The sequence below is a fragment of the Yersinia sp. FDAARGOS_228 genome (genome assembly GCF_002073315.2).
Lineage (GTDB): Bacteria > Pseudomonadota > Gammaproteobacteria > Enterobacterales > Enterobacteriaceae > Yersinia > Yersinia intermedia.
Genome location: NZ_CP020409.2, coordinates 979346 through 1001716 on the forward strand (window position 1 = coordinate 979346; position 22371 = coordinate 1001716).

Here is a 22371-nt window from a genome sequence, read left to right on the forward strand (position 1 = left end):
TTCGTCCTTGAAGCTGCAGGGGTGTTAGCTGCGTTCACGCATCCGATTGCCTACCTGCAACTTCAAGTTCTTTGGTTATCAATTCATAACTCATTGAGTAACTGGCGTTTTTGTAGCTTTGGTATCTAGGCGCGCAACTTACGTTGGGTGTAGAGCGCATCCAGAGTGAACAGCAATAGAGCGGCCCAGATAAAGGCGAAAGTCACCATTTTATCGTTACCAATGGTCTCGCCGTAGAAGGTTACCGCCAGAATAAACATCAGCGTTGGCCCAAGGTATTGGAAAAAGCCCAATGTCGATAGTTTTAAACGGGTGGCGGCGGCGGTGAAGAACAGTAGCGGGATCGTGGTAATCACCCCAGCGGCGGCCAATAACAGATTAAGCGACCAGGTATTGGCACTCATATGGCTGGTCGGGCTATCGGCAATAAAGAACAGATACACCGCGGCTATCGGCAATAACCACATGGTTTCCACCAACATACCGGTTTGGGCATCAATCCCCAGTTTTTTACGGATCAGACCGTATAAAGCAAAGCTGATTGCTAACCCCAGGGCGATTATTGGTAACGAGCCAAACTGCCACAACTGGATCAATACCCCACCGAACGCCAATGCCACCGCCACCCACTGCATGCGGCGAAAGCGCTCACCCAGAAACAACATACCGAATAACACATTCACCAGCGGGTTGATAAAATAGCCCAAACTGGCTTCAAGCATATGATTGTGGTTCACCGCCCAGATAAACAACAGCCAGTTACTGGCAATCAATACGGCAGTAACGGCCAGCAATAACAGGCGTTTGCCGTTTCTACAAGCACTGCGTACTTGCGGCCAATTGCGGCTAACCGTTAGCAGGATCAACATAAAGAAAAATGACCAGATAATCCGATGCGTCAAAATTTCATCAGCCGGCACCTGTTGGATGAGCTTGAAATAAGCAGGGGCAATACCCCAAATAAAATAAGCTGCCAGAGCAAATAAAATGCCCTGACGGGTTCGTTGTTTATCCATGGTGTGGCTCGGAACAAGAAAGGAGATGCGGTGAGTGTACTTAACTTTACGCTACGAATCATCACCGCTGACGGGCAAATCAGCCAACCAGGTAAGTCGCCGTTGCGCTAGCGATATGCATTTGGCTTTCATTATGCAGTTCGACGCGGGCGACAGACACTTTATTTCCACTGCGCAAAATACTGCTGCTGGCGATAAAATGCTCGCCTCGTCCGGGGCGCAGATAGTCAACACGCAGGTCGATAGTGCCCATCTTAGCCAGCTTCATTTGCAATTGTTCTTTAATGAGCGGTTCATGGCGCACTAAACTATTCCCGACACATACCAGCCCGGCGGCCACATCCAGCACTGCGGCAATAACGCCACCATGCAGAATTCGCTGTGCAATATTGCCGACTAACTTCTCATTATTATCGAAAGCAATTTCGGCGTAATCTTGCTCGAAACGGGTTAATCGCAGGCCAAGCTCACGGTTAAATGGCATGTGATACACAAATACTTCGCCAATCATGCGGCGAGCATCCTCTAACGTTAAAGTTGTTACTGGCATTTTGCCCTATTCTCTTCTTGGTTGCAGATAAGCAATCGTAGTGTAAGTTAACGAATTGTTTATTTTATGCTTCTGTTTTGTTGTTTTCCAGCCGTTAAATCATAAATATAAACAACACTAATCTCAGGTAACATTTGTGTGTAGAATGAGCTGTTTTCATTACAAATAGAAATAATCCGTAAGGCGATGGGGGAATAATGGGAAGATTTTGGCGGATATTGATAGCGCTGCTACTGGCACCAACCTTGGCGCAGGCAGACGTTACGAAGGTTGAAAAAATTCATGACGCACCTGAGGTGCGAGGCAGCATTATTGCGGCAATGTTGCAGGATCACGATAACCCGTTTTTGCTTTATCCGTATGAAACGAACTATCTGTTATATACCTATACCAGCAATATTAATAAAGATGCTATCAGCTCTTATGATTGGGCGAACAATGCCAGAAAGGATGAAGTTAAATTCCAACTGAGTTTAGGTTTCCCTATCTGGCGTGGTATTGCCGGTGATAACTCCCTGTTGGGGGCATCTTATACCCAACGTTCATGGTGGCAGGCCTCCAACAGTGGCGAGTCTTCGCCATTCCGTGAAACTAACTACGAACCACAGGTGTTTCTGGCGTGGGCTACCGATTACGAGTTGGCGGGCTGGAATTTCCGTGAAGTGGAAGTCGGTCTTAACCATCAATCCAACGGTAAAGCTGACCCAACGTCACGTAGCTGGAACCGGGCTTATACCCGAGTCATGGCACAGCGCGGCAATTTGGAGATTGACCTGAAACCTTGGTATCGCCTGCCGGAAAGCGACGCAAAAGATGACAACCCGGATATCAATAAATACATGGGTTATTATCGCCTGAAAGTCGGTTATGCCTTGGGTGACAGTGTGTTCAGTGTGGATGGTCATTATAACTGGAATACCGGTTACGGCGGTGCTGAAATGGGCTGGAGCTACCCAATCAGTAAACATCTGCGCTTCTATACCCAAGTGTTCAGTGGCTATGGTGAGTCAATGATTGACTATAACTTTAGGCAAACACGGGTGGGTATGGGTATCATGTTAAACGATGTCCTTTAACGTCATCCGGCGTTAGAAAAGTTTCAGACACAGGCCGGTTAACCGGCCTGTGCAGATCTTATAGTTGGGGAAGAGTGTGTCGACCGCAGCAGTGATAAATAGGGAATTACTGGCAGTGCAGGTATTGCGAGATACCTTCGGCTATCAGCAATTCCGGCCCGGACAACAGGAAATTATCAACGCCACCCTATCAGGGCAAGACTGTCTGGTTGTGATGCCAACGGGCGGTGGTAAGTCCTTGTGTTATCAGATCCCGGCACTGGTAACGGATGGGTTGACGCTAGTTGTCTCTCCGTTGATCTCGCTGATGAAGGATCAGGTCGACCAACTGCTGGCCTACGGTGTTGGTGCTGGGTGCTTAAACTCATCACAAACGCGTGAGCAACAGTTAGCCGTGATGGACGGTTGCCGTAGCGGTCAGATTAAGCTGCTGTATATTGCACCGGAACGGCTGGTGATGGAGAGCTTCCTCGATCAACTGTATCAGTGGCGGCCGGCTTTACTGGCGGTGGATGAGGCGCATTGCATTTCTCAATGGGGTCATGATTTCCGCCCGGAATATCGTGCGCTAGGTCAGTTAAAGCAACGTTTCCCTGATTTACCGGTTATTGCGCTTACCGCCACGGCGGATGAGGCAACGCGAGGGGATATTGTTCGTCTGCTTAATCTAGATCAGCCACTGATTCAAATCAGTAGTTTTGACCGCCCTAATATCCGTTACACCTTGGTCGAGAAGTTCAAACCGCTCGATCAATTGTGGCGTTTTGTGCAAGATCAACGTGGCAAAAGTGGCATTATTTACTGTAACAGCCGGGCAAAAGTGGAAGACACCACCGCCCGCTTGCAGAGCCGTGGCTTAAGTGTGGCGGCCTATCATGCCGGGCTGGATAACGAGCGCCGGGGGCAGGTACAGGAAGCATTTCAGCGCGATGATCTGCAAGTGGTGGTCGCGACCGTGGCCTTTGGTATGGGGATTAACAAACCCAACGTCCGCTTTGTGGTGCATTTTGATATCCCGCGCACTATTGAGTCTTACTATCAGGAAACCGGCCGCGCCGGGCGTGATGGTCTGCCTGCTGAAGCTATGCTGCTGTACGATCCGGCAGATATGGCATGGTTACGCCGCTGTCTGGAAGAGAAACCGGCGGGGGCACAGCAAGATATTGAACGACATAAATTAAATGCGATGGGCGCTTTTGCCGAGGCGCAAACTTGTCGTCGTCTGGTGCTGCTCAACTATTTTGGTGAAGGTAAGCAGCAGTCGTGCGGCAACTGCGATATCTGCCTCGATCCACCGAAGCGTTACGATGGGCTGGCTGATGCACAAAAAGCGCTCTCGTGTGTTTATCGTGTCGGGCAGCGGTTTGGCCTGGGGTATATTGTTGAGGTGATGCGTGGGGCAAATAACCAGCGTATCCGTGAAATGGGTCATGACAAGTTATCAGTGTATGGGATTGGCCGCGAACAAAGCCACGAACACTGGGTCAGTGTATTGCGCCAGCTTATCCATCTTGGGTTGCTGAGCCAAAATATCGCGATGTTTTCCGCGTTACAACTGACCGAGGCTGCCCGCCCGATCTTGCGCGCTGAATTACCGTTGCAACTGGCGGTGCCGCGTATTCAAAGCCTGAAGGTGCGCAGTAGCGCTAATCAGAAATCCTATGGCGGCAATTATGATCGTAAGTTGTTCGCCAAATTGCGCAAACTGCGTAAATCTATCGCCGATGAAGGCAATATTCCGCCTTATGTGGTGTTTAACGATGCGACCTTGCTGGAGATGGCGGAACAGATGCCAATTACCGCCAGCGAGCTGTTGAGCGTCAATGGTGTTGGGCAACGCAAACTGGAGCGCTTTGGCGCGCCGTTTATGGCGATGATCCGCGACCATGTAGACAATAACGACGACTAACCGGTCGCCTTTCCTGCTAACGCCTCTGTGGCTTTCCATTCGCAGAGTTTATGAGGATCTATCATGCTGATGCTATTCCTTACCGTTGCACTGGTTCATCTGGTGGCGTTAATGAGCCCAGGGCCGGATTTCTTTTTTGTCTCGCAAACTGCAGCCAGCCGTTCGCGCCGTGAGGCAATGATGGGCGTGGTCGGGATTTCGCTGGGAATTGTTATCTGGGCCGGTGTGGCGCTGATGGGGTTGAACCTAATTTTGCAGAAAATGGCTTGGTTACATCAGATTATTATGGTCGGTGGTGGGCTATATCTGTGCTGGATGGGCTGGCAACTGCTGAAATCTGCCCGCGCCAAATGTCATGATAACGAGGGTGAGGTGCAAGTTGCATTGCCCGCCCGTGGCCGAACTTTTCTGCGTGGGTTCCTGACTAATTTGTCGAACCCGAAAGCCGTTATCTATTTCGGCAGCGTATTCTCATTGTTTGTTGGCGATGACGTCAGTGCTGGTGCGCGCTGGGGCTTGTTCGTGCTGATTGTTGGTGAAACCTTTGTCTGGTTCAGTATTGTTGCCTGCGTATTTGCCTTGCCGGTGATGCGCCGTGGCTATCAGCGTTTATCAAAATGGATTGATGGGTTGGCGGGGGTACTGTTTGCCGGTTTTGGTATCCATTTGATCTTATCGCGCTAATTAATGCCCCAACCGGGAGATGATGCCGGTTGGGTAATCATTTGTTTAAATCAGCATTACACTTTTCTGGCGGTTGCCAATAACGCGCCTACCAGCATAAATAAGCCACCAAATATCCGGTTCAGTAATTTCATCTGTTGTGGTGATTTAATCCAGCCAGCAATTCGTGTTGCGAGGGTGGCATAACCAATCATCACAATAATATCAACCACCACGCTGGTGGTGCCGAGAATCAGATATTGCGCCACTTGCGGTTGATGTGGCAGCACAAATTGTGGGAATAATGCCGCCAGAAAAACGATGCTTTTCGGGTTGGTGAGATTAACAAACACCGCGCGTTTAAACAGTTTTCGCCGTGGCATACTGTTGGCCAGCGCATGCAGATCCAGCGCACCGGCAGCGCGCCATTGCTGAATCCCAAGCCAGATTAAGTAAGCCGCGCCGAGCCATTTTAGTATTTCAAATGCCAGCAAGGATTGTGAAATCAGTGCACCAAGCCCCACGCCAACTAATACAATGTGCACTGCTAATCCTAATTGTAGCCCGCAAATTGAGGCGACAACCCCGCGCGTACCATGGCTAATAGCCGTGCTCATGGTGTTAATCGCGCCAGAACCAGGGGACAGGCTGAGGATAAGTGTGGTCAGCAGATAGGTTAACCACCAATCTAAGGTCATCGGCAAAACTCCCTGAACGCGTAAATTTATGCCACAATACTCTATTGCTAATAGTTGTGCTATGGCTCACAGAACGACTCGGTTTACCAACGTATCAGGTGTATCGAACATTGAGCAATCCCGTTCAAAGGATGTAATCAGTCATGATTTACAAGGCCATGCTATGCCGTTAGATAATCGCTGGTTAACGCGTGAAGAGCAGTTTGCTGCCTTCGTTAACGGGCCGCTGTTGGATTTCTGGCAACAGCGAGAGGAGGATGAGTTTATCGGTGTCGATGATATTCCGATTCGCTATGTCCGCTTTCGTGCACCACAACACACGCGAGTGGTGGTGGTAGTGCCTGGCCGCATTGAAAGTTACGTCAAATACCCTGAAGTGGCTTATGACCTGTTCCAGCAAGGCTATGATGTGATCGTGCTGGATCACCGTGGGCAGGGGCGATCCGGTCGCTTGCTTGAGGATGCTAACCGTGGTCATGTGATTAAGTTTGATGATTATATTGAGGATTTCGCGCAGTTAGTGCAACGCGAAATAACCAATAGTCATTATCAGCAGCGTTTTGCTCTGGCCCATTCCATGGGGGGCGCAATTTTAACGCGTTTTTTGGCCAAAGAACCGGATGTGTTTAATGCCGTAGCACTGTGTGCCCCCATGTTTGGTATCCACTTACCGATGCCGGCCTGGCTGGTCCACCGCATTGTCGACTGGGCCGAAGGGCATCAAAAACTGCGCAATTACTATGCTATCGGTACCGGCCAGTGGCGGCCACTGCCGTATCTGGTCAATGTGTTAACCCATAGCCGCGAGCGGTATCGCCGCTACCTACGCCAATATGCGGATACACCGGAAATCCGCCTTGGTGGGCCAACCTACCATTGGATCCGAGAGAGTCTGCTGGTGGGGGAGCAAATTATCGCGCAAGCAGAAAAAATCACCACGCCGGTTTTATTATTACAAGCCAGTGAGGATCGGGTAGTACATAACCCGGCTCATGATGCTTTTTCTCAGGCAATGGCTCTGGCGGGGCACCCTTGTGAAGGGGGGCAACCTAAGAGAGTTCAAGGCGCACGCCATGAGATCCTGTTTGAGCGGGACCAACTTCGTGCCGAGGCGCTGAGCGCCATATTGCGCTTTTTCGCGCAACATCAATCATCAGTCGGCCATTATGGCTCCGACGCCACCAGAGGTTAGAACATACCACTATGTATCATGTTGTTGCTTCCGATTTAGATGGCACGCTGCTATCACCCGATCACCTTTTAACGCCTTACACCAAAGAAACACTCAAGTTGCTGACGCAGCGTGACGTGCACTTTGTATTTGCTACTGGCCGCCATCATATCGATGTGGCACAAATCCGCGATAGTTTAGAAATCAGTGCCTTTATGATCACCTCCAACGGCGCACGGGTGCATAACACGGCGGGAGAACTGATTTTTAGTCATAACCTTGATGCTGATATTGCGCGTGATTTGTACAATATTGAGCACCACAACCCAGATATCCTGACCAACGTCTATCTGAACGATGAATGGTTTATGAACCGTGAAAGCCCGGCACAGAGAGAATTTTTCCGTGAGTCGGTATTTAATTATCAGATATTTGAACCTGCATTGTTGCCAACTGATGGTGTGTGTAAGGTTTACTTCACTTGTGAAGATCATGACAAGTTGTTGATTTTAGAAGAAGCCATCAATGCACGTTGGGGCGATCGAGTTAATGTCAGTTTTTCTTTCCCAACCTGTCTGGAAGTGATGGGGGGCGGTGTCTCTAAGGGCCATGCGCTTGATCAAGTTGCCAGAATTATCGGCTATTCACTGAAAGAATGTATCGCTTTCGGTGATGGTATGAATGATTTGGAAATGTTGTCGATGTCCGGCAAAGGCTGCATCATGCGTGATGCGCATCAACGGCTGAAAGACATGTTACCGAATCTGGAAGTGATAGGTTCGAACGCAGATGATGCGGTACCACACTATTTACGCAAGATGTTTTTAGGCACAGATAAGTAACGATTGCCTTTAGTCAATACAACGTACAGCACATGAAAAAGTGGCGCATTAAACATCGTTGCGCCACGGGTTTATTCCGTTATTTCAGACCATCAACTTACTGGTGTTGTCCCTGTTTTTGCAGGAATTGCACACCTTTATCCGGGAAGTCAGTAAACACCCCGTCAACCTGTGCTTGATTGTAGATAATATCAAATAGCTGATTGACGTTAGTGGCGTATTTCGGCAGTTTATCCGCGCGAATGGTGTACGGATGAACCATCATATTGCTGGCATGTGCATCTTTAACCATATTGGTCAGCTTGATGTTATCCGGTGTAGAGGTTTCAACCACCAGCATATGGTAGTCAGGGCCGATGCCATCGGCATACTGTGCCACTTGCTTCATTGCACCTGGTTTGAACATCCAGTCGTAACTGTAATTGACCCATTTGCCATCAGGTTTCTGTTCGTAGGTTTCATTCCAGTCGGTATAAGCCACCAGTTGGACCAGTTTCAGGTCCATACCCATCTTCGGTTCTAGCTCATTTTTGATACGTTTCAATTCATTGGCATCAAAACATTGTAGATAAACTTTATCGCCCTTGGTGGTGTAACCGTACTGTTTCAGTACTTCCAACACCTTGGTTGAGATGTCTTTACCTTCTTGTTTATGGAACCACGGCGCTTTGATTTCCGGGTAAATCCCTACGTTTTTACCGGTCGAATGATTCAGACCTTGAACAAATTCAATCTCTTCCTGGAAGGTATGCACACGGAAGTCAGATTTGCCCATCGGGAAACGGCCCGGATAGCTCTGCACTTTTTTACCATCTTTATCAATATCAAAGCCTTCGGTAAATTTCAGTGATTTAATTTCTGGTAGCGTAAAGTCAATGGCGTAATAACGGCCATCTTTGCGTGCGCGATCGGGGAAGCGATCAGCAACATCGGTGACGCGATCCAGATAATGGTCGTGGAGAACCACCAACTCATTATCTTTGGTCATCACCAAATCTTGTTCAAGATAATCTGCGCCTTGCGCGTAAGCCATGGCTTTAGCGGGCAGTGAATGCTCAGGCAGATAACCACTGGCACCGCGGTGGGCGATAACAACTTTGTTTGCTGAAAGTGGGGTGGATGACGGTTCTGCTGCTTGAACCTGACCAACTACTGAGGATGCCAGAATAATACTCGCCAACAGGGTTTTGATGTGGGTTTGCATTGATAGTGCTCCATTTATCAATCTCAGGGTATGAAAAAGGCTATGTCGCTATAAATCCATCAATAACGACACAGCCTGAAAAGCGTAACTAGATGAACGTTATAAGCCCTGTTTTCTAGCCAGCTCTGCGTGATGCTTTTTCTCACTAAACATCACAACGATCAGTAACAGAACAGCCAAGATGCTGCCGCCGATCATAACCATAAAGCCGCCGTCCCAACCGAAGTAGTCCACGGTATAACCCACAATGGCACTTGCTGCTACCGAGCCGCCCAGATAACCGAACAAGCCGGTGAAGCCCGCGGCGGTCCCTGCTGCTTTTTTCGGTGCTAATTCAAGCGCATGTAAGCCAATTAGCATTACCGGGCCATAGATCAGGAAGCCGATGGTGATCATACAGGCCATATCAATACCAGGGTTACCGACTGGGTTCAGCCAGTAAATGATGGTAGCGATAGTCACCAGGGTCATAAAGAACACACCGGTGGCCCCACGGTTACCTCTAAACACTTTGTCGGACATCCAACCGCACAACAGCGTCCCTGGAATACCAGCGTATTCATACAGGAAATAAGCCCATGAGGATTTATCCAGAGCGAAGTGTTTCACTTCTTTCAGGTAGGTTGGTGACCAGTCGAGGATGCCGTAACGCAGTAAATAAACAAAAACGTTAGCAATCGCGATATACCACAACAGTTTGTTGGGCAATATGTATTGCATGAAGATTTGTTTAGCGGTCAGTTCTTCTTCTGCTTCTTCGCTGTAGTCATCTGGATAGTCGTTTTTGTACTCTTCAATCGGTGGCAAGCCTACGGATTGAGGGGTATCGCGCATCAGACCAAAGACAATCAATGCCACCAGAATGGCACCAAAAGCAGGCATGTAGAGTGCAGCTTTCCAGTCGTTAAACCACGCCATCCCCAGCAGGAACAGCAATGGTGGTAAGCCACCGCCGACGTTATGGGCACAGTTCCAGACTGACACGATACTGCCGCGTTCCTTCTTCGACCACCAGTGCACCATGGTACGGCCACATGGCGGCCAACCCATTCCCTGGAACCAGCCGCACAAGAACAGCAGCACGAACATCACGGCGATACTGGATGTTGCCCAAGGCACAAAGCCCATAAACAGCATCACGGCGGCGGCGAGAATCAAACCGGCAGAGAGGAATACCCGTGGGTTAGACCGGTCAGAAACCGAACCCATGATGAATTTTGAGAAACCGTAAGCAATAGAGATACCCGATAACGCAAATCCCAGATCTCCGCGAGAGAACCCTTGTTCGATCAGATAAGGCATGGCGAGAGTAAAGTTTTTACGCACCAGATAATAGGCGGCGTAACCGAAGAAGATGCCCATAAAGATTTGCCAGCGTAAGCGGCGGTAGGTGGGATCAATCTGTTCTGCTGGAAGCCGTGCCTGATGCGGCGCGGGCTTAAAAATACTCAACATGAGTGCCTCCGATGGCTTTTTTGTAGTTTTTGACTCCGGTGTAGCCTGGTATCTACCCGTTTGTTAAGGGCTGCCGGTAGTTAAACGACTAACTTGCTGTCGTTTATGTTCCATAACGAGCGCCATGCTAGATAAATTCGTATGACTTATCTGTGAGTGATGGCTCATTTGTTACAGTTATATGAACGTGGCGGCAATTCTGAGCGATTGGTTAACACTTTGAAACCGACAATGGCAAATCACCTGTGACTTTGATCACAATCATGGTTTTTAAACGCCATATCACTTTCGTTTTTCGTTCGTTTTTGTTCCTTATCAAACAATAACCTTAAAGAGTGTGGCTCAATAGACGCATAATTAGCCGCCAGACGGCTGTCTGATAATGTGGGGTCTTTCATGACGAACAGTTCTCCTTACACAGAAACGGATGTCATCATCATTGGTGGTGGTGCGACCGGAGCCGGGATCGCCCGTGACTGCGCCCGCCGTGGTTTAGCTTGCACGCTCTTGGAGAGGCATGACATTGCTACCGGCGCGACTGGCCGTAACCATGGCTTGTTACACAGCGGGGCGCGCTATGCGGTGACTGACGGTGAATCTGCCCGCGAATGCATTGAAGAAAACCGGATTCTGAAACGTATTGCGCGCCATTGTATTGAGCAAACAGATGGCCTGTTTATCACGCTACCGGAAGACTCGCTGGAATATCAGCAGCAATTTATCGCGCGCTGCCAGGATGCGGGTATCGAGGCCGAAGCCATTGATCCAAAACTGGCCTTGCGGCTAGAACCTGCCGCTAATCCAGCGTTGATTGCTGCCGTCCGCGTGCCAGATGGTACGGTTGATCCCTTCCGCTTAACCGCCGCGAATATGCTGGATGCCCGTGAGCACGGCGCAAATGTACTGACTTATCACGAAGTTATTGGTTTGCTACGCCACGGTGATCGGGTGAGTGGCGTGCGCGTTTTCGACCATAAAAATCAGCGTCAGTATGAGATTCATGCGCAGATAGTGGTCAATGCTGCGGGGATCTGGGGGCAACACATTGCCGAGTATGCTGATCTACGTATCCGCATGTTCCCGGCAAAAGGCGCACTGTTGATCTTGGGCCATAGGATCAACAACATGGTGATCAACCGCTGCCGTAAACCGGCTGATGCTGACATTTTGGTTCCGGGCGACACCATCTCATTGATCGGGACGACCTCAACCCATATTGAATACGATCAAATCGATAATATGGTAGTAACGGCACAAGAGGTGGATACCTTAATCCGCGAAGGATCAAAACTTTCACCCCAGTTGGCGCAAACGCGCATCTTACGTGCTTACGCCGGTGTCAGGCCGCTGGTTGCCAGTGATGACGACCCGTCGGGGCGCAATGTCAGCCGTGGCATCGTGTTATTGGATCATGCTAAACGCGATGGTTTGGAAGGTTTTATCACCATTACTGGTGGCAAGCTGATGACCTACCGTCTGATGGCGGAGTGGGCAACAGATAAAGTGTGTGAAAAATTAGGTATTACCGCCGCCTGTACTACCGCCCAAGCGCCACTACCGGGTTCGCAGCAATCGGCGGAGCAAACCCTCAGCAAAGTTATTTCTCTGCCTGCCAGTATTCGCGGCTCCGCGGTTTATCGGCATGGGGACCGCGCGACACAACTATTGGCCGGGAACCGTCTGGATAACAGCCTGGTATGTGAATGTGAGGCGGTGACTGCCGGTGAAGTACGCTATGCGATTGAATCGCTATCGGTCAATAACCTACTGGATTTACGCCGCCGTACCCGTGTTGGCATGGGAACCTGCCAGGGTGAACTCTGTGCCTGCCGGGCCGCTGGTTTACTCAGCCGCTTTAAAGTGACCACGCCGCAGCAATCCCGTGAACAGCTAGTGCAATTTCTTAATGAGCGCTGGAAAGGTGTGCGCCCGATAGCGTGGGGTGATGCTTTACGAGAGAGCGAATTTACGCATTGGGTGTATCAAGGGCTGTGTGGTCTGGATGATACCCCGTCTGCGGCCAACGTTCAGGAGAAACACGATGAAATTTGATGTCATTATCATCGGTGGCGGCTTGGCTGGTCTGGCGTGCGGTATCCGCCTGGCTGAGCAAGGTAAATATTGTGCGATTGTCAGCGCCGGGCAAAATGCGCTGCACTTTTCCTCAGGTTCTTTGGATCTGTTGGCAAAATTACCGGATGGGCGGGCTGTCAGCCAGCCATTATCCGCACTCGCGACGTTGGCTGAATTAGCGCCTGAACATCCCTATAGCAAGATGGGGCAAGTGGCACAAGTGGGTGAGTTAGCGCAAGAAGCTGAATCCCTTTTACAACGCTGCGGTCTGACATTAGTGGGCAGCGCGGCTAAAAATCACCTACGACTCACGCCATTGGGCAGTTGCCGGCCAACCTGGCTCAGCCCCGCCGATATCCCGGTTGCGCCATTGGAAGGCCCGCTGCCGTGGCAAAAAGTCGCGGTGATTGGTATTGAGGGTTTCCTCGATTTTCAACCACAGATGGTTGCCAGCGCCTTACAAGAGCAAGGGGTTGATGCCACACCAGATTATCTGCATTTACCGGCACTTGATCGTCTGCGGGATAACCCTAGCGAATTTCGTGCGGTCAATATTGCTCGTGTACTGGATTTACCAGAAAACCTGCAACCGCTGGCGGATGAGTTATCTCGTCTGTCATCAGCAGCAGAAATGATTTTGCTGCCAGCCTGTATCGGGCTGGATGTCTCTGCGCCACTAGAAGCATTACGAGCCGCAGTTGGAAAACCCATTCAACTGCTGCCAACGCTGCCACCGTCGTTACTCGGCATGCGATTACATCAGGCTCTGCGCCATCGCTTCCAGCAACTCGGGGGCATTGTCATGCCCGGTGATGCGGTATTGCGGGCTGAGCTGGTGGGGAACCGGATTACTGGGCTGTATAGCCGTAATCATGGCGATATTCCGCTGCGTGCAGCCCAGATGGTACTGGCTAGCGGCAGCTTCTTCAGCAATGGGTTAGTGGCCACTTTTGAGCACGTTTATGAACCCATACTGGATCTGGATATTTTGTCGCTACCGAACCGCGCCGACTGGAGCCGCAGCAATATGTTTGCGCCCCAGCCTTATCTGCAATTCGGTGTTAATACCGATAATCAGTTACGGGCACTACGTGGGGGTATTGCACTGGATAATCTACATGTTATCGGTGCGGTACTGGGGGGATACGATCCGTTGCAACAAGGCTGTGGCGCAGGGGTTTCACTGACCAGCGCACTGTTCGTTGCAGAGCAGATTGTCAGCGCAATGGAGGTGACATTATGACGTGGTTACCGCAGAACGGAGACAGTAACACTTTTTCTCAGAATCAACATTTGCCGCAGGATAAACACTTGGCACGGGATAACAGTTTTGAAAGTTGTATTAAGTGCACGGTGTGCACCACTTATTGCCCGGTCGCCAAGGTTAACCCGCTTTATCCGGGGCCGAAGCAGGCTGGTCCCGATGGTGAGCGCTTACGTTTGAAAGACCCGGCACTGTATGACGATGCATTGAAATATTGCACGAACTGCAAACGTTGCGAAGTGGCATGCCCGTCCGATGTTAAAATCGGCGACATCATCCAACGTGCTAAAGCCAGTTACAGCAGTAATAAACCCAAACTGCGCGATGCGATCCTCAGCCATACCGATATCATGGGCACTCTCTCAACACCGTTTGCACCGGTAGTGAATGCGGTCACCGGTTTGAAACCGGTGCGTGCCTTGTTGGACAAAGCGCTGAAAATTGATCATCGGCGCGAATTACCGAAATACTCATTTGGTACGTTTCGCCGCTGGTATCGTAAGCAGGCTGAAAAGCAGCAGCAATATAGCGAACAGGTGGCATTTTTCCATGGCTGCTTCGTAAATTATAATCATCCCCAGTTAGGTAAAGATTTAGTCAGTGTATTCAATGCGATGAACATTGGCGTTCAATTACTTAAACGGGAAAAATGCTGTGGCGTCCCCCTGATTGCTAATGGATTTATTGAGCAGGCGAAAAAACAGGCGCGGGTAAATCTGGAATCACTGACGGATGCGGTTATTGGGCGGGATATCCCGGTAGTGGCCACTTCATCAAGTTGTACCTTTACCTTGCGCGATGAATATCCACATTTGTTAGATGTTGATACTGCACCCGTGCGCGACAAAGTGGAGTTGGCGACACGCTATCTCTACCGCTTATTGGATCAGGGGCGCGACTTACCGTTGAAACCGCTGTTCTCGGCAAATAATACGCCGTTGCGTATTGCCTATCACACACCTTGCCATATGGAGAAAATGGGCTGGACGGCCTATACCCTGGCTTTGCTACAGCGTATCCCCGGTATTGAACTGGTGGTGCTCGACTCTCAGTGTTGCGGGATTGCCGGAACTTACGGCTTTAAATCAGAAAACTATGCAACATCGCAAGGGATTGGTGCCTCACTGTTCCAGCAAATCGAGGAGAGTGGGGTTGATTTGGTGATTACCGATTGCGAAACCTGCAAGTGGCAGATTGAAATGTCGACCAGCAAAAAATGCGAACATCCCATCACTTTATTGGCTCAGGCTTTAGCGTAATTTGGGAATAGGGTAATACAGGCAGAGCGCTGATGATCCGCGCTCTGTTGAGGAATACTATTTTAGCTTGAGCGTGCTAATAATCGATTCGGCTTCGGTTTGAGCTTGCTGTTGATTGTCAGCTGGCAGCGTAATTTGTATTGTCATCAAATGGTTATCGACTTTCCCCATCAACACGGATGAATAGGCTTTCTGGCCGCCACTGGTAATAATGCTATCCAACTGCTGGAACGGTTGTCCGTCAATTTTGACCGCTTTGTTGGTGACGACTTGCAGATTAGCATCGCGAGAGCGCTGCTGGTCGGCTAAACGGGTAGTCAGCACTTCCAGCGCTTCATTGGAGCTATCACCTAAAATCACGATAACTGCTTTATCGCCGGTTTTATTGGCATAAACGTGCATGTTATTCGCTTGATTGCCCATCTTCCCGCTTTGATCAGACAGATCCGCAGGCAAGCTGAAAGCCACTTTGCCTTCCAGCAGGCTGACCGGCTGACCCACGTTGCTATTGCTGTTGCCATCACAAGCACTTAATCCTGCAACCAGCAGACCGACAGCAAGAAATTTGGTTATTTTATGCATGGGAATCCCTTATTGATGATTAATATCCCCTTGTTACTTGAACTTACAGGGGGTTAGTTACCCTGCAAAGCCAACTAATCGGGGTATAGCCTTATCGCACCTTATTCAGACGCTAAAAGCAATCTATTGTTCCATGGGGCTTACTTTAGCAAGTGTTTGCTGCCCGGTTTTCTGGCTAAAGTATTTCAGCAATACATTGAGCATAACACCATAAGCTGGCAGGAAGAAAAACATGCAAATCAGTAGTTTAAAGCTGTAATCCACCAAGGCAATTTCCACCCAGTTTGCCGCCATAAAAGGGTCGCTACTGCGGTAGAAAGCAATAAAGAAGAACGCCATGGTGTCACTGATATTACCAAAGAACATGGCAGCCGTAGGGGCAACCCACCAGGCACTGCGCTGACGCAGGCGGTTAAAGACTTGAACATCCAGGATCTGGCCGAGTACATAGGCCATAAAGCTGGCAACCGCGATACGGGCCACCACCAGATTAAAGCTGGTTAATGCGGGTAACCCCTGCCAACTCCCCTGATAAAACAGGGCTGAAATTAGATATGAAATCAGTAGCGCTGGTACCATAACGGACAAGATGATCCGGCGCGCCAAAGGAGCACCAAAAATCCGCACCGTCAGGTCAGTGGCAAGGAAGATAAACGGAAAAGTAAAAGCGCCCCAGGTGGTATGAAAACCGAAGATAGCGATCGGTAGTTGCACCAGATAGTTGCTGGAGGTAATGATGACAATATGGAATAGCGACAGCCATACCAAAGCGGTCATCCGCTGTTGGGCAGTAAACGAAAACATACAATGTGACCTTTTTGGTTATTGGGGTGAGGGAACCCAAACAGAATGTGCCGCAATTTCTGCGACGCGGCGGCATAATACGCGTTTGCGCAACGAATGCAATGGCTAATTTTAACGCAAACGTTAGCGTCGCTTGCGCCTGAAAATCGACGGGGTAAACTATCCGCCTTCCCACGCGGGCTTATATTTTATCTTTATACTGCTAGCAAACTGTATAACGACCAACAAGAGACAAGAGACTCACCATGACCGATATTTTTGCCAATCCAGACAAAACACTTGATGCACTGGGCCTGCGCTGCCCTGAGCCGGTGATGATGGTGAGAAAAACGGTCCGGCACATGGAAGACGGTCAAACTCTACTGATAATTGCTGATGACCCTGCCACCACCCGCGATATTCCGGGTTTCTGCCGTTTTATGGACCATCAGTTATTGGCACAAGATACCGGGCAGACGCCATATCGGTATTTGGTCAAAAAAGGGGCAAAAGTGGAGTAACCCCCGCCTCTGCCACGATCCTCAGAACGGATGCTTGATTCAAATATCCCGTTTGCGCAGTAGCCGCAACGCATTGGCTGTTACTAAGGCGGTAGCGCCGGAATCTGCTAATACTGCCAGCCAGAGGCCAGTTAACCCCAGTAGTGTGGTAATCAGGAAAATTCCCTTTAGGCCCAATGCGATAGTAATGTTCTGGCGGATATTGGCATTGGCCGCCCGTGATAACAGAATAATTTCTGCTAATCCGGTCAACCGGTTGTGGGTCAACGCGGCATCGGCTGTTTCCAGCGCGACATCGGTGCCACTGCCCATGGCAATACCAATACTGGCCGCTTTCATCGCCGGAGCATCATTGATGCCATCACCAACCATCACCGTAGGTTGTGTCGCATTCAATGCCATAACCGCCTGCACTTTATCGGCGGGCAGTAATCCGGCACGGTAATCAATTCCCAATTCACCAGCAATTGCCGCTGCGGCTCGTGGGTTATCCCCGGTGAGCATCACACCCTGAATACCTAACTTCTTCAGCGCATCAATGGCTTGTCTGGCATCAGTTCGTAACGTGTCACGTAATGCCAATAAACCAATTAGCTTTTCATCTTCCAGTACGGCGACGGCCGTTTTACCGCTGCTCTCTAACCGGTCGAGCTGGGTTTGCCACTCAGCAGTCAATAACTGTGGAGGCAGCTTACCGGGGGCACTGACACGCACCGTCAGACCATTAACCACACCTTCAACACCCACCCCTGCCAGGGCTCGGCGCTCACTCGCCAGTGGCAATATGGGGGTGTTTTGCTGTGCGCGTTGGATAATAGCGATCGCTAACGGATGGTGGGATCCAGCTTCAACAGCGGCGGCCAACGCTAACAGGCGGGTTTCACTCATATCGGCTATAGGCAGAATATCGGTAACTTTAGGTTTGCCTTCTGTCAGAGTACCGGTTTTATCGAAAGCAACCGTTTGAATTCGGCCCAACTGCTCCAGTGCTGCCCCCCCTTTGATCAGTGCACCACGACGTGTTGCAGCCGCTAATGCTGAGGTAATTGCCGCAGGTGTGGAGATAACCAACGCACATGGACAACCGATCAGTAATAACGTTAGGCCACGGTAAAGCCAGGTTTCCCAAGGCTCGGCGAAGGCCAACGGCGGAACTAACATGACCAGCGCGGAAAGCAGCATGATTGCAGGTGTATAAATACGACTGAAGCGGTCAATGAAACGCTCAATAGGTGCACGGCGTTCTTCTGCTAATTCAATCAGTTGCAGAATGCGGTCAATAGCATTATTGCCCGGTTCTGAGATAACTCGCATTTCGGTGGCGCGATCGACCGATAAGCTCCCAGCCGCGACTTTTTCGCCTTGCTGGCGCTCAACAGGGATCGATTCTCCGGTGAGGGCGCTTTCATCGAAACTGGCAAAAGGGGTCATTAATTCGGCATCTGCGGGTAAGCGACCACCGGGCGAGATTTCAATAATATCGCCGGGGCGCAAACTGGCGACAGGAACCTGCCGACGCTCACCGTCTTTTAACAACAAAGCCTCTTCTGGTACCAGTGCCATAAGGGCTGTTACCCCACGGCGTGCACGATTTGCGGCGTAGGATTCGAGCAGTTCGCCTATCATAAACAGCAGCAATACCATGGCCGCTTCCGCGGTTGCGCCAATAAACATCGCCCCGATAGCTGCCACGCTCATCAAGGTTTCAATAGCGAAGGGCGTACCGGAGCGGATAAGCTTCCGGGCTTTGGCGGTGATCGGGATCAGCCCGACAATGGTGGTCGCGGCAAAGGCAAATTCACTCAGCTCAAGGCTGAATAACGAGATGCCCCAACTGATAAGCATCAGTGTGGTTAATAATGCGATAGGTAAGTATTCGCGCAGGCGTGATTCTGGCGCGGCGGCTTTACTTCCTGCGCTTGATTGAGTATCGACTAGCGTGAATCCAGCCTGCGTGACCGCATTCACGACTTGAGGGCGAATATCTGTGCGAGCATCAACCACTAACTTTTCTGTGGCGAAGAGGACTTTTACATTTTCAATCCCAACCAGACTACTGACGGCATTTTCAATTTTTCGAGCACAGCTTGGGCAATCCATCCCTTTGACCTGCCAACTGAAGCGCTGGCTACCTGAAGGCATCGCTGCCGCGAGTCTGTCGCTTTCGTCATCGCCCTCATCGCTATGGCTCTGACTACAGCAACCTCCATCGTTATGTGAGTGTTCACTCACTGAATCCGCGCTGTCATTGCTGGCACAGGTTGTTTTCTGGCTGCTGCAACCGGTTTGCTGTTTGGCATGAGTATGGCCACAGCCACAGTTGTTGTGTGTATCCGTTGGATGCTGATGTTCAGAATGTGAATGCATGGTGCCTCCTGGAAAGGATGTAACAGGTATTGCAGCACTCTACACCTTAGAGTCAACTCCAGAGTCAAGCGGTAAATGAGAGTCATTGCTAAATGGGATTTTTGCTATATGGCAGGGTATGACTAAAGTGAGCGTATCCCACGCTTGTGATGCGTGCTCCTTCCCTGGAGCACGGACTGACTAACGTATTGTTGTACTGACTTAATTACAAATACAGTGATCGGACAATCAGGAAATGCCCAACAAAGTAGCAGCCAGCAACAATTGCATCTGAAGCTCGGAAAGAAAAACGATAGCGATTCAGCAGCCAAATGCTATGCGAAACCAGCAATAACAGGGTCCCCGCCAGCAGAGAGAAGCTTAAATCGGTGCTGCGAGCAAAGTATTGTTCACCTGCCATCCAGACCATTAATAACGTCATGCCGATGAAAGCAACTACCGGCCAGCGCATATCTTCCAGCCGTGTCCAGATAGTGGCTATCAGTAATGCGCCAATCACGATCAAAACCAACGGCAGTGGCCAGAACAACGTGAATGTCATCTGACTGGCAAAACTGATGGTATACAGTAAATGGGAGAGGAAGAATGCGCCCAAAGCATAAAGTAAGCGCTCACTGGGTAGCAGCAATAGTGCATCAGCAACCAGCGTTGCAAGTAAGCCCAAAACAATCAGATAACCGGCAGGGCCAAGAATCGGCGCTTGCCAGGCAAGTAGTAACAACAGTAACAGAGTAACAGGTTTGAATACCCAACGCTGCCAGCGCGGGCCCCGGTAAGTTGCATCAACGAACAACCAACCAGAAAAGAATACGGCAAGGAATGGCCAGCTCATTATTTATCCTTTTTTCTATGCAGGTTTCAGTGAAAGTACCTGTGTTGTAATGATAATCCGCAACGCCAATGACTCCGAGTATACATCTATTAAGTGTAAGGGATGGAAGGCAAGAACGATAGCGACGCTATCGTTATTTGCATGATTTGTGCCACTTAATGCGTAACGGTCCGCATAATCTGATTTAGCAGGGTAATCAGCCTGCTGAGATCTTGGTCTTGTCTGGCCCACATGCTATGTTAAGGCCGATTTCCTTTCTCTAAATCAAGGGATAGAGGCTGTAGCGCCATGACCAATGAACAATTGCTTTATCGTATTCAGTTTATAAATAACGGTAAGAATTATCAGCTCTACGTCCGTGAGGTCGGCCCAAGTAACTTGTTTGGGTTTATTGAAATTGCTGATTTTGTCTTTGATAGTCAATCAACATTGCTGGTGGACCCTTCAACTGAAAAACTGAAAACAGAATTTTCAGGTGTTAACCGTAGCTATATTCCTCTTCATTCGGTGATTCGTATCGATGCCGTGACGGAAAAGGGCAGTGCTCGGATCTCTGAGTTGGGCAGTAATGTGATGAGTTTCCCCTATCTGCCGGGCAATAAGTCCTGATGGATAACGTATGAATAAACCTCCGTTATTATTTATTGCTGTGGTGGTGTTAATCGCCGTATTAGCTGTCCGCCAGTATTGGCAAAAAAAACGGCAAGATGCCGAGAACGATCAGGCACCGGTGCGCAGTTTACAAGTTGAAGTCATTAATAAACGAGAAGTATTAGCGCCGAATCGTCGTTCACGTCAGCGCGAAGAAATTGTTGCAGAAGAAAAACGCTATGAAGTTACTTTTCAGCCACTGCTCAGTGGTCTTGAGATGAAAAACAATCGTGAAATCAAAATGATACTGCCACAGCAGGAGTATAATCGTATTACACAAGGCGCACAGGGAACGTTACGTTTACAAGGCACCCACTATATTGCTTTTACCTCGCCCCCCATTGCCAACTAAATCTGTCGCCGGATAAGCCAGCCCCCACCAGTAACCTGCCGCTATAGCCATGATATTATAGCCCAGAGGCCTGATGTCGTAGGCGGGCGGCAGATAAGCTTACTTTTTAGGCAGTGATGGTTGTTTCTTTTGCCAGGCAAGTAATTCAAAGACACCAAACACAAAGATTTTAAGTTGCTGTAAACCACTGATCGGTTGATCTTTGGGTTGTGTGGACTTGAGTAGTACCAGTTGTAAACCATGCATCAAAACCATAAATATCATGGCGACATTAATAAAGTATCTCAATGGTTTAGGGAAGGGCTGGAACAGGTTCAGCAGTAAGAAAAACCATACCCCTAACATCAATAACCGGCCGAGATTAATCCACATGGTGTTGCTCCAGTTCTTCCGCTGATACAGCGTGTTGGTGAGTCTGTTCATGACGAATATAGAGACGATAGGCCACTTGACCGGCAATTTTCTCGCGATGTAACTGCCAACTGGCGGGGACATCCGCAGCGGCACTTTCAGCCTCTGCCTCAACGTAAATCCAGGCCTGATCTGCCAGCCAGTTATATTGCTCCAGCAGTGTGATAGTTTCAGCTAACAAGCCTTTACGGAAAGGGGGATCAAGGAATACCAGATCAAAAGGCTGCCCCGGTTGAGCCAGCCACTGCAAAGAATTGGTATTTACTACTTGGCCATTCTCGGCACTCAATAATGCCAGATTGCTGCCAAGTTGCTTGGCGACATGGCGATCAGCTTCTAACAATATGGCTTCAGCGGCATAACGGGATAGCGCTTCCAGCCCTAATGCGCCGCTGCCCGCAAAGCAATCCAGACACCGGGCACCCTGAATCATCGGTGCCAGCCAGTTAAAGAGTGTCTCTCTGACCCGGTCAGTGGTTGGGCGCAGCCCTGGGCTATCAGGCACAGGTAGTTTACGGCCTCGCCATTTACCACCAATGATGCGGATTTGCCCCGCTGACTGATGTGCCGCTGGTTTTGCGCTAGATCGTTGTGTCGTCGATCTTGTCGCAGTTGTAGAGCGTGTTGCTGTTGTCGATCGTGTCGTTGCCGATCGTATAGTCGTAGGTCGCTTTGCCATAGATTACTTTGCT

Annotated in this window: 23 protein-coding genes; 11 read left to right on the forward strand and 12 right to left on the reverse strand. The window is 49.7% G+C overall.

The genetic code is table 11. The features are described from left to right. Nucleotides 1-125: 125 nt before the first annotated feature. Together rarD and A6J67_RS04470 are read right to left on the reverse strand one after the other, a co-directional pair. Nucleotides 126-1016, reverse strand: coding sequence for an EamA family transporter RarD (rarD, locus tag A6J67_RS04465; protein ID WP_050089315.1), 891 nt, complete (start codon nt 1014-1016; stop codon nt 126-128). Between the two features lie 79 nt (nt 1017-1095). Beyond that, nucleotides 1096-1566, reverse strand: a complete 471-nt coding sequence (locus A6J67_RS04470) for a thioesterase family protein (protein WP_005188019.1) — start codon at nt 1564-1566, stop codon at nt 1096-1098. Nucleotides 1567-1763: 197 nt separating this feature from the next. Between A6J67_RS04470 and pldA the strand changes: the two genes are divergently transcribed. The 3 genes from pldA to rhtC all read left to right on the forward strand — a co-directional run bounded on the left by pldA (nt 1764) and on the right by rhtC (nt 5235). Then, on the forward strand, nt 1764-2642 hold the full coding sequence (gene pldA, locus A6J67_RS04475; protein ID WP_050297678.1) for a phospholipase A: 879 nt from the start codon (nt 1764-1766) through the stop codon (nt 2640-2642). Between the two features lie 76 nt (nt 2643-2718). Continuing rightward, entirely contained in the window at nt 2719-4551 is a 1833-nt protein-coding gene (recQ, locus tag A6J67_RS04480) for an ATP-dependent DNA helicase RecQ (protein WP_005188011.1), read from the forward strand. A gap of 63 nt (nt 4552-4614) precedes the next feature. Beyond that, nucleotides 4615-5235 carry a threonine export protein RhtC gene (rhtC, locus tag A6J67_RS04485; RefSeq protein ID WP_005188006.1) on the forward strand — a complete coding sequence of 207 codons (621 nt, stop codon included), beginning with the start codon at nt 4615-4617 and terminating at the stop codon, nt 5233-5235. Nucleotides 5236-5291: 56 nt separating this feature from the next. Here the strand turns inward: rhtC and rhtB are convergent, their stop codons facing one another. Next, nucleotides 5292-5912, reverse strand: a complete 621-nt coding sequence (rhtB, locus tag A6J67_RS04490; protein WP_005188003.1) for a homoserine/homoserine lactone efflux protein — start codon at nt 5910-5912, stop codon at nt 5292-5294. A gap of 163 nt (nt 5913-6075) precedes the next feature. On the opposite strand from rhtB, the gene pldB reads away from it, so the two are divergent. Together pldB and yigL are read left to right on the forward strand one after the other, a co-directional pair. Beyond that, nucleotides 6076-7104 carry a lysophospholipase L2 gene (pldB, locus tag A6J67_RS04495; RefSeq protein WP_005188000.1) on the forward strand — a complete coding sequence of 343 codons (1029 nt, stop codon included), beginning with the start codon at nt 6076-6078 and terminating at the stop codon, nt 7102-7104. 11 nt (nt 7105-7115) lie between these two features. Next, nucleotides 7116-7925, forward strand: a complete 810-nt coding sequence (gene yigL / locus A6J67_RS04500; protein WP_005187997.1) for a sugar/pyridoxal phosphate phosphatase YigL — start codon at nt 7116-7118, stop codon at nt 7923-7925. Nucleotides 7926-8022: 97 nt separating this feature from the next. Here yigL and glpQ read toward each other — a convergent pair whose 3' ends face one another. The 3 genes from glpQ to A6J67_RS23395 all read right to left on the reverse strand — a co-directional run bounded on the left by glpQ (nt 8023) and on the right by A6J67_RS23395 (nt 10982). Further along, nucleotides 8023-9129, reverse strand: coding sequence for a glycerophosphodiester phosphodiesterase (gene glpQ / locus A6J67_RS04505; RefSeq protein ID WP_005187995.1), 1107 nt, complete (start codon nt 9127-9129; stop codon nt 8023-8025). 99 nt (nt 9130-9228) lie between these two features. Beyond that, entirely contained in the window at nt 9229-10584 is a 1356-nt protein-coding gene (glpT, locus tag A6J67_RS04510) for a glycerol-3-phosphate transporter (protein ID WP_005187993.1), read from the reverse strand. 239 nt (nt 10585-10823) lie between these two features. Further along, nucleotides 10824-10982 (reverse strand): hypothetical protein, encoded by a 159-nt coding sequence (locus tag A6J67_RS23395; protein WP_170930764.1) that lies wholly within the window; start codon nt 10980-10982, stop codon nt 10824-10826. Here A6J67_RS23395 and glpA point away from each other — a divergent pair. The 3 genes from glpA to glpC are packed head-to-tail and all read left to right on the forward strand — an operon-like array spanning nt 10981 to nt 15180. Further along, nucleotides 10981-12636, forward strand: coding sequence for an anaerobic glycerol-3-phosphate dehydrogenase subunit A (gene glpA, locus A6J67_RS04515; RefSeq protein ID WP_042568941.1), 1656 nt, complete (start codon nt 10981-10983; stop codon nt 12634-12636). The genes A6J67_RS23395 and glpA overlap by 2 nt on opposite strands. Next, the gene (gene glpB / locus A6J67_RS04520; protein ID WP_032906893.1) at nt 12626-13900 is read left to right on the forward strand and encodes a glycerol-3-phosphate dehydrogenase subunit GlpB; all 1275 of its coding nucleotides are present in this window, start codon (nt 12626-12628) and stop codon (nt 13898-13900) included. The genes glpA and glpB overlap by 11 nt, the downstream gene beginning before the upstream one ends. Then, nucleotides 13897-15180 carry an anaerobic glycerol-3-phosphate dehydrogenase subunit GlpC gene (glpC, locus tag A6J67_RS04525; protein WP_032906891.1) on the forward strand — a complete coding sequence of 428 codons (1284 nt, stop codon included), beginning with the start codon at nt 13897-13899 and terminating at the stop codon, nt 15178-15180. The genes glpB and glpC overlap by 4 nt, the downstream gene beginning before the upstream one ends. A 57-nt stretch (nt 15181-15237) precedes the next feature. On the opposite strand, the gene A6J67_RS04530 is transcribed toward glpC, so the two are convergent. Both A6J67_RS04530 and A6J67_RS04535 read right to left on the reverse strand, forming a co-directional pair. Continuing rightward, nucleotides 15238-15762 (reverse strand): DcrB family lipoprotein, encoded by a 525-nt coding sequence (locus A6J67_RS04530; RefSeq protein ID WP_005187988.1) that lies wholly within the window; start codon nt 15760-15762, stop codon nt 15238-15240. Nucleotides 15763-15885: 123 nt separating this feature from the next. After that, nucleotides 15886-16566, reverse strand: coding sequence for a 7-cyano-7-deazaguanine/7-aminomethyl-7-deazaguanine transporter (locus A6J67_RS04535; RefSeq protein ID WP_005187987.1), 681 nt, complete (start codon nt 16564-16566; stop codon nt 15886-15888). Nucleotides 16567-16811: 245 nt separating this feature from the next. Between A6J67_RS04535 and tusA the strand changes: the two genes are divergently transcribed. Further along, a complete protein-coding gene (gene tusA / locus A6J67_RS04540) occupies nt 16812-17066 on the forward strand; it encodes a sulfurtransferase TusA (RefSeq protein ID WP_050297679.1) in 255 nt (84 codons plus the stop codon). Nucleotides 17067-17105: 39 nt separating this feature from the next. Here tusA and A6J67_RS04545 read toward each other — a convergent pair whose 3' ends face one another. Next, nucleotides 17106-19433 carry a zinc/cadmium/mercury/lead-transporting ATPase gene (locus A6J67_RS04545; RefSeq protein WP_050297680.1) on the reverse strand — a complete coding sequence of 776 codons (2328 nt, stop codon included), beginning with the start codon at nt 19431-19433 and terminating at the stop codon, nt 17106-17108. Between the two features lie 205 nt (nt 19434-19638). Further along, a complete protein-coding gene (locus A6J67_RS04550) occupies nt 19639-20265 on the reverse strand; it encodes a lysoplasmalogenase (protein ID WP_005187979.1) in 627 nt (208 codons plus the stop codon). 288 nt (nt 20266-20553) lie between these two features. Between A6J67_RS04550 and A6J67_RS04555 the strand changes: the two genes are divergently transcribed. Both A6J67_RS04555 and A6J67_RS04560 read left to right on the forward strand, forming a co-directional pair. Continuing rightward, nucleotides 20554-20874, forward strand: a complete 321-nt coding sequence (locus A6J67_RS04555) for a DUF1820 family protein (RefSeq protein ID WP_005187976.1) — start codon at nt 20554-20556, stop codon at nt 20872-20874. 10 nt (nt 20875-20884) lie between these two features. Next, entirely contained in the window at nt 20885-21268 is a 384-nt protein-coding gene (locus A6J67_RS04560) for a DUF2500 domain-containing protein (RefSeq protein WP_005187974.1), read from the forward strand. 99 nt (nt 21269-21367) lie between these two features. On the opposite strand, the gene A6J67_RS04565 is transcribed toward A6J67_RS04560, so the two are convergent. Then, nucleotides 21368-21640 (reverse strand): DUF1145 family protein, encoded by a 273-nt coding sequence (locus tag A6J67_RS04565; RefSeq protein WP_032906890.1) that lies wholly within the window; start codon nt 21638-21640, stop codon nt 21368-21370. After that, a complete protein-coding gene (rsmD, locus tag A6J67_RS04570) occupies nt 21630-22358 on the reverse strand; it encodes a 16S rRNA (guanine(966)-N(2))-methyltransferase (protein ID WP_032906889.1) in 729 nt (242 codons plus the stop codon). The genes A6J67_RS04565 and rsmD overlap by 11 nt, the downstream gene beginning before the upstream one ends. Nucleotides 22359-22371: the final 13 nt, after the last annotated feature.

What these genes read in the sequence shown, in the direction of transcription:
- A6J67_RS04555 (WP_005187976.1), top strand. Translation starts at nt 20,554, where the DNA reads ATGACCAATGAACAATTGCTTTATCGTATTCAGTTTATAAATAACGGT.
- rhtC (WP_005188006.1), top strand. Translation starts at nt 4,615, where the DNA reads ATGCTGATGCTATTCCTTACCGTTGCACTGGTTCATCTGGTGGCGTTA.
- A6J67_RS04550 (WP_005187979.1), bottom strand. Translation starts at nt 20,265, where the DNA reads ATGAGCTGGCCATTCCTTGCCGTATTCTTTTCTGGTTGGTTGTTCGTT.
- rsmD (WP_032906889.1), bottom strand. Translation starts at nt 22,358, where the DNA reads ATGGCAAAGCGACCTACGACTATACGATCGGCAACGACACGATCGACA.
- A6J67_RS23395 (WP_170930764.1), bottom strand. Translation starts at nt 10,982, where the DNA reads ATGAAAGACCCCACATTATCAGACAGCCGTCTGGCGGCTAATTATGCG.
- A6J67_RS04545 (WP_050297680.1), bottom strand. Translation starts at nt 19,433, where the DNA reads ATGCATTCACATTCTGAACATCAGCATCCAACGGATACACACAACAAC.
- glpA (WP_042568941.1), top strand. Translation starts at nt 10,981, where the DNA reads ATGACGAACAGTTCTCCTTACACAGAAACGGATGTCATCATCATTGGT.
- glpQ (WP_005187995.1), bottom strand. Translation starts at nt 9,129, where the DNA reads ATGCAAACCCACATCAAAACCCTGTTGGCGAGTATTATTCTGGCATCC.
- glpB (WP_032906893.1), top strand. Translation starts at nt 12,626, where the DNA reads ATGAAATTTGATGTCATTATCATCGGTGGCGGCTTGGCTGGTCTGGCG.
- A6J67_RS04565 (WP_032906890.1), bottom strand. Translation starts at nt 21,640, where the DNA reads ATGTGGATTAATCTCGGCCGGTTATTGATGTTAGGGGTATGGTTTTTC.
- rarD (WP_050089315.1), bottom strand. Translation starts at nt 1,016, where the DNA reads ATGGATAAACAACGAACCCGTCAGGGCATTTTATTTGCTCTGGCAGCT.
- glpT (WP_005187993.1), bottom strand. Translation starts at nt 10,584, where the DNA reads ATGTTGAGTATTTTTAAGCCCGCGCCGCATCAGGCACGGCTTCCAGCA.
- pldA (WP_050297678.1), top strand. Translation starts at nt 1,764, where the DNA reads ATGGGAAGATTTTGGCGGATATTGATAGCGCTGCTACTGGCACCAACC.
- A6J67_RS04530 (WP_005187988.1), bottom strand. Translation starts at nt 15,762, where the DNA reads ATGCATAAAATAACCAAATTTCTTGCTGTCGGTCTGCTGGTTGCAGGA.
- A6J67_RS04535 (WP_005187987.1), bottom strand. Translation starts at nt 16,566, where the DNA reads ATGTTTTCGTTTACTGCCCAACAGCGGATGACCGCTTTGGTATGGCTG.
- A6J67_RS04560 (WP_005187974.1), top strand. Translation starts at nt 20,885, where the DNA reads ATGAATAAACCTCCGTTATTATTTATTGCTGTGGTGGTGTTAATCGCC.
- tusA (WP_050297679.1), top strand. Translation starts at nt 16,812, where the DNA reads ATGACCGATATTTTTGCCAATCCAGACAAAACACTTGATGCACTGGGC.
- yigL (WP_005187997.1), top strand. Translation starts at nt 7,116, where the DNA reads ATGTATCATGTTGTTGCTTCCGATTTAGATGGCACGCTGCTATCACCC.
- rhtB (WP_005188003.1), bottom strand. Translation starts at nt 5,912, where the DNA reads ATGACCTTAGATTGGTGGTTAACCTATCTGCTGACCACACTTATCCTC.
- glpC (WP_032906891.1), top strand. Translation starts at nt 13,897, where the DNA reads ATGACGTGGTTACCGCAGAACGGAGACAGTAACACTTTTTCTCAGAAT.
- A6J67_RS04470 (WP_005188019.1), bottom strand. Translation starts at nt 1,566, where the DNA reads ATGCCAGTAACAACTTTAACGTTAGAGGATGCTCGCCGCATGATTGGC.
- pldB (WP_005188000.1), top strand. Translation starts at nt 6,076, where the DNA reads ATGCCGTTAGATAATCGCTGGTTAACGCGTGAAGAGCAGTTTGCTGCC.